We start from the raw sequence: 8,598 nt of genomic DNA, 5'->3' as shown, positions 1-8,598 counted from the left end.
GCCCTCCGCATCGAGCCCCGACCCGTCGCAAAGGGCCGCGTTCGGACGGCGGCAGGCGGCCCTTCCCGACGGTTCGCGCCCCAGCATCCCTTCGCGCCCCAGCCGCCCGGCGCGGAGGGAAGGACGAGGGCGCGGGATGCCGGAAGTGGGGTGGTTCGGCGGTCGCGCGCAAGGGGGCCCCGGCGGCGGACAGGGTCCTGCCAGACTGGGAGGCATGAGCCTGCCGTTCGAAAGCGCGTACCGGCACGGGTTCGCCCGCGCCGCCGCGTGCACGATCCCCGTCGCGATCGCCGACCCGGCCACGAACGCCGATGCCGTCCTGACCGCCGCACGCGAGTGCGACGCCGAGGCCGTCGCGATCGCCCTCTTCCCCGAGCTGTGCCTCACCGGGTACGCGATAGACGACCTCGTGATGCAGGACGCCGTGCTCGACGCGGTCGAGGCGGCGATCGAACGGCTCGTCGAGGCATCCGTCGATCTCTTCCCGATGCTCGTCGTCGGTGCGCCGCTGCGCCACCGCAACCGCCTGTACAACTGCGCCGTCGTCATCCACCGCGGCGAGCTGCTCGGCGTCGCGCCGAAGTCGTACCTGCCGACCTACCGCGAGTTCTACGAGCGCCGCTGGTACGCGCCCGGCGACGACCAGTACGACCAGGACATCCGGGTCGGCGAGCTCGAGGCGCCGTTCGGACCCGACCTGCTGTTCGAGGCCCTCGACGTGCCCGGCCTCGTCGTGCACGCGGAGGTGTGCGAGGACGTGTGGGTGCCGATTCCGCCGTCGTCCCGCGCCGCCCTCGCCGGCGCGACCGTGCTGCTGAACCTGAGCGGCAGCCCCATCACGATCGCGCGTGCCGAGGACCGCAAGGACCTCTGCAAGTCGCAGTCGCTCCGCTGCCTCGCGGGATACGTGTATGCCGCTGCGGGCATGGGCGAGTCGACCAACGACCTCTCGTGGGATGGGCAGACCATGATCTACGAGGGCGGCAACCTCCTCGCCGAGACCGAGCGGTTCCCCGACGGTCCCCGCCGCTCCGTCGCCGACATCGACCTCGACCACCTGCGGCAGGATCGCCTGCGGCAGGGCACGTTCGACGACAACAGGAGGACCGTCGAAGCGGATGCCGCCTTCCGCACGGTCCACTTCCAGCTCGATCCGCCCGCGACCGATGTGGGTCTGCGCCGGCACCTCGACCGGTTCCCCTTCGTTCCCGACGACCCCGCGCGGCTCGCGCTGGACTGCTACGAGGCGTTCAACATCCAGGTGTCGGGTCTCGTGCAGCGCATGCAGGCGATCGGCAACCCGAAGCCGGTGATCGGCGTGAGCGGCGGTCTGGACTCCACCCACGCGCTGCTCGTCGTCGCGCGGGCCATGGACCGGATGGGCCGGCCGCGCAGCGACATCCTGACGTACACGATGCCCGGGTTCGCGACCACCGACCACACCAAGTCCAACGCGATCGCCCTGTCCGAAGCCCTCGGCGCGTCGATCGAGACGATCGACATCCGTCCCCTCGCGATCGAGATGCTCGAGCGCCTCGACCACCCGTTCGCCGAGGGTGAGCCGGTGCACGACATCACCTTCGAGAACGTGCAGGCGGGTCTGCGCACCGACTACCTCTTCCGCCTGGCGAACCACCACGGCGGCATGGTCATCGGCACGTCCGACCTGTCGGAGCTCGCGCTCGGCTGGGCGACCTACGGCGTCGGCGACCAGATGAGCCACTACGCCGTCAACGCAGGCGTGCCCAAGACGCTGATCCAGCACGTGATCCGCTGGGTCATCGGCCACGAGGGCGACGGGTCCACCGACCTGTCGGATGAGGCCCGCCGTGTGCTGCAGTCGGTACTCGACACCGAAATCAGCCCCGAGCTGGTGCCGGCGGGCCAGGACGGCAAGATGCAGTCCACCGAGGACCGCATCGGCCCCTACGCGCTGCACGACTTCACGCTGTACCACGTGCTGCGCTTCGGCTACCGGCCGTCGAAGATCGCCTACCTCGCCGCCCAGGCGTGGCAGGATCCGGATGCCGGAGCCTGGCCGCCGGGCTTCCCGTCGGAGGACCGCTACGCGTACGATCTGCCGACGGTCACGAAGTGGCTGCAGGTGTTCCTGCAGCGGTACTTCGCGTTCGCGCAGTTCAAGCGCTCCGCCATCCCCAACGGCCCGAAGGTCTCGCCCGCGGGCTCCCTCTCGCCTCGCGGCGACTGGCGCGCGCCGTCGGACGGCAACGCCCGCGCGTGGATCGCCGAGCTCAAGGCGGCCCTCCCCGAACTCGTCGAGGAGTGACCGGACGGATGCCGCGGCATCCGTCCCTCCGGTTCCCGGTCTCGTGCGCGGTGCCGGGACCTGCAGGTGCTGAGAACAGGTGTTCTGGCGAGGGCAGGCCGGGTTCGGCGCCCCCCGCCTGCGTACGCCGGAACACCTGTTCCGGGCAACGAAGCGGCGGGCTCAGGGGTCCAGCCCGGCCCAGCGGAGTCAGGCCGGCAGCGCGCCGTAGGCCAGCGTGATGATCCAGCCGTCGCGCGACAGGTCGGCGAGCTGGTAGTACACCCGGCGGTCGGGAATCCATCCCTTGGTGCGCGGGCTGTCCAGGCGCACGTGGTCTGCGGCGACACGGGACCCGCGGCCGTCGGCGTCGCGCACCGCCTGCACCCGTGTCCAGTGTGCGAGGAGCTTGGAGAGGTCGTCGTCCTCGAAGAGGTGCGAGTGCCGCTTCATGTTGCGCAGCTCGGCGTCGTCGGGGTGCGCATCGCGCAGGTCGAGCCCGAGGGGCACCGCCGGGTCGGCGACGGCGACCACGGTCGCCGCGCGGAAGTTCGCGTTGCGGATCTTCAGCGGAACCTCCTGCCCCGCCACCTCCGCGAGCAGCTGCGTGTGGAACCCGAAGGTGCCGGGCGCCTCGCGGTCTACTCTCACCGCCGCCGGATCGACGCCGAGATGGGCGGCGACGAGCTCTTTGGCCAGCAGCCGTTTGCGGTCATGCTCGGGGACCTTCGGGTCCCAGGCGAGGCGGGCAGCGACGCCCGTCGGCGTGTCGAGAAGCACCGTCTGCATGATCCACACTTCTTCCCGCGGACATCCCGCACCCCCATCCTGTCGCTGCCCCACTCAGGCAGGAAGACCGCCACGCACCGAGGCGTCAACCCCCTCGCGAGAGGGCAGGCGCCCGATGCGATGATGAGGCCCGAGGGACGGAACGGAGCCGATGGACGGGTTCGCAGCGGTCGACTTCGAGTTCGCGCGGCAGGTGCTGCAGCGGGGCATCGCCGCGCTGTTCTTCGTGGCTTTCCTGTCGTCGCTGAACCAGTTCCGACCGCTGCTGGGCGAGAACGGCCTGCTCCCCGCGCCGGACCTGCTGGCCTGGGCGCAGTCCTCCAAACGGGCGGCGGGGCTCATCCGTCCGACCCTCTTCCGCCATGTGCGCTACACGGACCGCCGCCTGGCTGCTCTGTGCGTCGGGGGCATGGTCGTCGCGGCCGCCCTGACCGCCGGCATCCCGCAGCTGGGTCCGCCGTGGGTGCCGATGATCTGCTTCCTCGCGCTGTGGCTGGGCTACATGTCGATCACGAGCATCGGCCAGACCTTCTACGGCTTCGGGTGGGAGATGCTGCTGCTCGAGGCCGGCTTCCTCGCGGCGTTCCTCGGTTCGGACTCGCAGCCGCCGTCAACCGTGGTGATCGTGCTGTTCTGGTGGCTCGTGTTCCGGCTCGAGTTCGGCGCTGGGATGATCAAGATCCGCGGCGGGCGCGAGTGGCGCGACCTGACCGCGCTCACCTATCACCACGAGACCCAGCCGATGCCCGGCCCGCTCAGTCGTCAGGCGCACCTGCTTCCCCGCTGGATCCACAAGGCGGAGGTGATCGGCAACCACTTCGCGCAGCTGGTCGTGCCGTGGTTCCTCTTCGCGCCGCTGCTCGGGCTGTTCGTCCCCGGGCCCGTGCCTGCCGTCGTCGGGGCCGTCGCCGCCGCGATCGTCATCGCCACCCAGCTGTGGCTCGTCGTCACCGGCAACTTCGCGTGGCTCAACTGGATGACGATCGTGCTGGGCTTCTCAGCGATCGGCGCGCCCGCGCTCGGACCGGTTGCCGGGCCTGCCCAAGCACAGGGACAGGGAGGTTCCGAGCCTGTCGGCGCGCCGTGGATCATCGACGGAATGCCGCTGTACTGGGTCGTCCTCACGTGCGGTGTCGGCCTGCTCTACATCGTGCTCAGCTGGGCGCCGCTGCGGAATCTGTTCGCTCGACGCCAGCTCATGAACGCGAGCTTCAACCGGTGGCAGCTCGCGAACGCCTACGGAGCGTTCGGCACCGTGACGAAGGAGCGCATCGAGATCGTCGTCGAGGGCACCATGGACGAGGATCCGGATTCCGCGACCTGGCACGAGTACGGATTCAAGGGCAAGCCGGGCGACGTGCGCCGCATCCCGCGCCAGTACGCGCCGTATCACCTGCGGCTGGACTGGCTGATGTGGTTCCTGCCGCTCGGCAGATCCCTCGACGACTGGTTCACGGCTTTCCTCGTGAAGCTGCTCGAAGCGGATGCCGCGACCCTGCGCCTTCTCGCGCACGATCCGTTCGACGGCGAGAGGCCGCGATGGGTGCGCGCGGTCTCTTATCGCTACCGCTTCGCGACCCGCGCCGAGTTCCGCCGCGACCGGGCACGGTGGGTGCGCGATCGGCGGCGTCCGGTCATGGGACCGGCGTCTCTGCGCCGCTGACGCCGTCCGAGGCGAGGGCCGCCTTCGAGCGCTTCTTGTGCTTCCGCTCGCTTTTGCGACGCGCGGAGAGGTCGACGATGCCCACGACGAAGGCGAGGGCGAGGAACAGCCCGACCGACAGCATCCCGAACGCGTACGCGTCGTGGTAGACAACCAGGTCGTCCTCGGTGCCCGACTCGCGATAGATCGTGGCGTAGAAGAGCGACAGAGCGACGGCCGTGCCCACCGCGGCGCCGATGCGCTGGCCGAGCTGGCCGACCGAGCCGGCAAGACCGCCCTGCTTGACCGGCACGTCCATGAGCGTGAGCGTCTGATTGGGCGCGATCACCAGGCCGCCGCCGGCACCGCCGACGGTCATGATCGCCGCGACGACGTACGGCGTCCAGGCGGGATCGGTGAACATCGCCGCCAGCACCAGTCCGCCCACGCACGCGAGCACCGCTGCGAGTCCCCACACCACCACGATGCGGCCGTACTCGGTGACGAGGTTGCCGCCGATCCACGAGGTGACCGCACTCGCCAGCGCGAAGCCGATCGACGTCATGCCGGCGAAGACCGGCTCGAGGCCCAGGCCCAGCTGCAGGAAGAGCGTGGTCACGAGAAACAGCGCGGGCGCCGCGGTGAAGTACGCCGTCTGCAGCAGCGTGCCGTTGCGGTATGAGGCGACGCGGAAGAGCTTCAGCGGAATGAGCGGGCTGCCTCCGCGGGCCGCGTAGCGCCGCTCCCACGCGATGAACGCCGAGACGAACAGGGCGAAGGCGATGAGCAGCCACCATCGGGCCGGGTTGTCGGTGGGGGCGCCGGTGGTGAACAGGAACGGCCACATGAGCGACACGACGCTCGCGCCGAACAGCACCAGGCCGACGGGGTCGAGCTGCACCGGACGCCGCGAGCGCGTGCGCGTGTCGGGCAGCAGCCAGAGGGCCAGCGCGATGGCGGCAAGGCACAGCGGCACGTTCATCCAGAAGATCAGCCGCCATCCGTCGGTCGGCCCGCCGAGGGCGATGAGCAGACCGCCGAGGGTGGGCCCGAACGCCGTCGCGACGCCGATCGTCGCACCGAAGAGGCCGAACGCACGGCCGCGCTCCTTGCCCTGGAACAGCTCCTGCGCCATGCCGAGCACCTGCGGCATCTGGATGCCGGCCGCCACACCCTGCAGCAGCCGCGCGATGAGCAGCACCTCGGCACTCGGCGCGAGCGCGCACAGCACGCTCGTCACGGTGTAGAGCGACAGACCCACGACGAACAGCGTGCGGCGTGAGCGCTGGTCGCCGAGACGGCCCATCGGCACCAGCACGAGACCGAAGGTCAGCACGAAGCCCGACACGATGAGCTGAAGCTGGGTCGAGTCGGCGCCGAGCACCTCGCCGATCGACGGCAGGGCGACGTTGACCTTCGTCATGTCGAGGATCGTGATCGCAGCCACCGAGACGCACACCCAGAACGCGCGCCAGCGGGCGCCCGACGTGAGCGGGATGGCCGCGGTGTGCGGGGCGCCCTCACCCTTCGCGGCGGCGGCGGGGCTCTGGGGGCTCGTCTCACGGTTCGGCATCGCTGTTCAGGCTAGCGCGGGCATCGTGGCCGATCGCCCTGCGGTCTCAGTGCGCGAGAGCCATTGGGCACGAGTGGCCGGTGCTCGAGCTCAGGGCGCACCACCGAGAATGGACGGATGAGACTTCTCGTCGCCGCCCTCGAATCCGAACTCGTCGCCTTCCCCGAGGCGCTGCCCGGATTCGACCGCCTCGTGACCGGTCCGGGCAAGCTCCAGGCGACGTACGCCCTGACCCGCGCCCTCGACGCGAAGCCCTACGAGGAGATCGTCGTCGTCGGCACGGCCGGAGCCATCGACACGCTGCTGGACGCGTCGGTCTACGAGGTCGACGCGGCGCTGCAGCACGACGTCACCGACATCGACGGCATCGTCGGCCAGCACGTCTCGCTTCCGGCACGAGTCGATCTCGGTCGCGAGGGCGTGACGATCGCCACGGGAGACCGCTTCGTCGACGACGCGGAGGCGGTGGCGACCATCCGTCCCCTGGGCGCGGGCCTGGTCGACATGGAGACGTATGCGTACGTGTGGGTGGCGCAGCGTTTCGCCGTGCCGATCCGCGTGCTCAAGGCCGTCTCGGATCGCGCGCAGGACGGCGCCATCACCGACTGGCACGCCGCGGTGGCGGCGTGCAGCGAGCAGCTGAGGGACCGGATCCGCGAGGAGTACGGCGTCTGAGGGCCTCGCCGGACGTCAGTCCGCCCGGCGGAAGACCGACCGCAGCACAAGGAACACGATGACGGCGACGACCGCGACGACGACGAGCTTGCCGATGAACCACAGCAGCGAGAACAGGATGTCGACGAGGATCCAGGCGATCACGATCGCGAGGATGACGCCGAGGACGGTCCAGACGGAGCTCTTGTTCACCCTTCCAGCGTAATCCGCGGCATCCGTCCGGCGATCCGGGCACGGACGGTCCCCACGCCCGACGCCGGTCGCCCGTCCCCGGGAGGGCCGGTGGATTCAGACCTCGGCCAGGGAGCCGCTCTGAACGGCTGGCGTCTCTGCCGAACCCTCCTGCCGGATCACGCTGGGCCCGTGCGGGGTGGCCTCGACACTGAGCTGCGCCGGCAGCTGCTCCTTCATCGCCGCGACATGGCTGATGACGCCGACCGTGCGGCCGCCCTGGCGGAGCTCGTCGAGCGTGCGCATGGCCAGTTCCAGGGTCTCTTCGTCGAGTGAGCCGAAGCCCTCGTCGATGAACAGGGTGTCGAGCCGCACGCCGCCGGCGCGCGCCGTGACCACCTCGGCGAGGCCGAGTGCCAGGGCGAGGGAGGCGAGGAACGTCTCGCCACCCGACAGCGACTGGGCGGGACGTGCGTGACCGGTGAAGGCGTCGGCGATCTCGAGCCCGAGCCCTGACGCCGCCCCGCGGGCGGCGCGGGCGTCGCTGTGCTGCAGCCGGTACCGGCCGGACGACATGTCCTGCAGTCGGAGATTGGCCGCGGCGACGATGTCTTCGAGCTCGGCGGCGAGCACGAAGGTCTCGAGGTCCATCTTCATCGAGTTGGGTGCCCGTCCCGCCACGGTGTCGGCGAGGCGGGTGATGGCGGCGGCCTCCGCGGCGCGCGCCGCAACGCCGGCGTAGGCGTCGTCGAGCTGCAGAACGAGGTCGCGCAGCGCGGCGGCGAGGTGGCGCGCCTCGCTCTCGGCGGCCAGCGCGTCGGTGCGGGCGGCGTCGGCGGTATCGAGGGCGGCTTGTGATGCCGCCAGGTCGACGGGCTCGTCGGGGGTGCCCGCCAGTTCGAGCTCGAGCTCGAGCACGCGGTGCCTGGTGGCGGTGCGCTGCGCGTCGTGCTCGGCGACGCGAGTCGCGAGCTGCTCGATCTCGGCCGCATCGCGCAGCGCGGCAGCAGCCTCGGCCGCATCGGAGAAGACGGATGCCGCGACCCGCTCTTCCGCGTCGGTCCGCGCAGCGTCGTGGGCGGCGTCTGCCCGCTGCGCCGCATCGCGGGCACTCGCGCAGGAGCGCGCCGCATCGCGCAGACGCGACACCACCGAAACCCGCTCCGCGACGCTCGCGTACTCGCCCCGCGCTGCCGTCACGGCAGCGCGGGCGGCCTCTACCGCGCCGCCGCTTGAGGTCGCCGCAGCGGAGGCTTGACGCTCAGACTCCGGTGGGATGATCGGAGTTGTAGCGATCGAGCACTTCGCCGATCGAGCCGTCCATGGCGAGACGGTTGCTTGTCGAAGATACAGGCCGCGGGTGCAGAACCGGCGCAGATCTCGCTCGCTGTGCGACGACGAAGAACAGCGTGCGGCCGTCGGCGAGCAGCTCATCGATGCGCCGATAGCACTTACTCACGGAAGGTCCTTAGTCACCGACCG

The 8,598-nt window shown here is 70.6% G+C and carries 7 protein-coding genes and 1 pseudogene; 3 read left to right on the top strand and 5 right to left on the bottom strand.

Annotated elements, in window-relative coordinates; all coding sequences use genetic code 11:
* The first annotated feature begins 214 nt into the window (after positions 1 to 214).
* The gene (locus WYM_RS18540; protein WP_019182345.1) at positions 215 to 2,287 is read left to right on the top strand and encodes an NAD(+) synthase; all 2,073 of its coding nucleotides are present in this window, start codon (positions 215 to 217) and stop codon (positions 2,285 to 2,287) included.
* A 189-nt stretch (positions 2,288 to 2,476) separates the two neighbouring features.
* Here the strand turns inward: WYM_RS18540 and WYM_RS18535 are convergent, their stop codons facing one another.
* A complete protein-coding gene (locus tag WYM_RS18535; RefSeq protein ID WP_040569516.1) occupies positions 2,477 to 3,055 on the bottom strand; it encodes a hypothetical protein in 579 nt (192 codons plus the stop codon).
* 151 nt (positions 3,056 to 3,206) lie between these two features.
* Between WYM_RS18535 and WYM_RS18530 the strand changes: the two genes are divergently transcribed.
* Positions 3,207 to 4,718: a lipase maturation factor family protein gene (locus WYM_RS18530; protein WP_019182343.1), complete on the top strand. Its 1,512-nt coding sequence runs from the start codon at positions 3,207 to 3,209 to the stop codon at positions 4,716 to 4,718.
* On the opposite strand, the gene WYM_RS18525 is transcribed toward WYM_RS18530, so the two are convergent.
* Positions 4,690 to 6,270: an MFS transporter gene (locus WYM_RS18525; protein WP_019182342.1), complete on the bottom strand. Its 1,581-nt coding sequence runs from the start codon at positions 6,268 to 6,270 to the stop codon at positions 4,690 to 4,692. The two genes, WYM_RS18530 and WYM_RS18525, sit on opposite strands and share 29 nt — an antisense overlap.
* A 117-nt stretch (positions 6,271 to 6,387) precedes the next feature.
* Between WYM_RS18525 and WYM_RS18520 the strand changes: the two genes are divergently transcribed.
* Positions 6,388 to 6,945 (top strand): hypothetical protein, encoded by a 558-nt coding sequence (locus WYM_RS18520; RefSeq protein ID WP_019182341.1) that lies wholly within the window; start codon positions 6,388 to 6,390, stop codon positions 6,943 to 6,945.
* A 15-nt stretch (positions 6,946 to 6,960) separates the two neighbouring features.
* On the opposite strand, the gene WYM_RS22045 is transcribed toward WYM_RS18520, so the two are convergent.
* The 3 genes and pseudogenes from WYM_RS22045 to WYM_RS21590 all read right to left on the bottom strand — a co-directional run.
* The gene (locus WYM_RS22045; RefSeq protein ID WP_019182340.1) at positions 6,961 to 7,137 is read right to left on the bottom strand and encodes a hypothetical protein; all 177 of its coding nucleotides are present in this window, start codon (positions 7,135 to 7,137) and stop codon (positions 6,961 to 6,963) included.
* Positions 7,138 to 7,233: 96 nt separating this feature from the next.
* Complete coding sequence (locus tag WYM_RS20805; protein ID WP_237739455.1) at positions 7,234 to 8,316, bottom strand: SbcC/MukB-like Walker B domain-containing protein; 1,083 nt, start codon at positions 8,314 to 8,316, stop codon at positions 7,234 to 7,236.
* A 61-nt stretch (positions 8,317 to 8,377) separates the two neighbouring features.
* Positions 8,378 to 8,569 (bottom strand): annotated as a pseudogene (locus WYM_RS21590) (ABC transporter ATP-binding protein); the annotation flags it as partial.
* Positions 8,570 to 8,598: the final 29 nt, after the last annotated feature.

This window comes from Microbacterium yannicii PS01 (assembly GCF_000304335.1).
Classification (GTDB): Bacteria; Actinomycetota; Actinomycetes; order Actinomycetales; family Microbacteriaceae; genus Microbacterium; species Microbacterium yannicii_A.
Note: the sequence above shows the minus strand (reverse complement) of the source record. Positions and strands in the feature narration are given on the sequence as shown.

What these genes read in the sequence shown, in the direction of transcription:
- WYM_RS18530 (WP_019182343.1), top strand. Translation starts at nt 3,207, where the DNA reads ATGGACGGGTTCGCAGCGGTCGACTTCGAGTTCGCGCGGCAGGTGCTG.
- WYM_RS18525 (WP_019182342.1), bottom strand. Translation starts at nt 6,270, where the DNA reads ATGCCGAACCGTGAGACGAGCCCCCAGAGCCCCGCCGCCGCCGCGAAG.
- WYM_RS18520 (WP_019182341.1), top strand. Translation starts at nt 6,388, where the DNA reads ATGAGACTTCTCGTCGCCGCCCTCGAATCCGAACTCGTCGCCTTCCCC.
- WYM_RS18535 (WP_040569516.1), bottom strand. Translation starts at nt 3,055, where the DNA reads ATGCAGACGGTGCTTCTCGACACGCCGACGGGCGTCGCTGCCCGCCTC.
- WYM_RS18540 (WP_019182345.1), top strand. Translation starts at nt 215, where the DNA reads ATGAGCCTGCCGTTCGAAAGCGCGTACCGGCACGGGTTCGCCCGCGCC.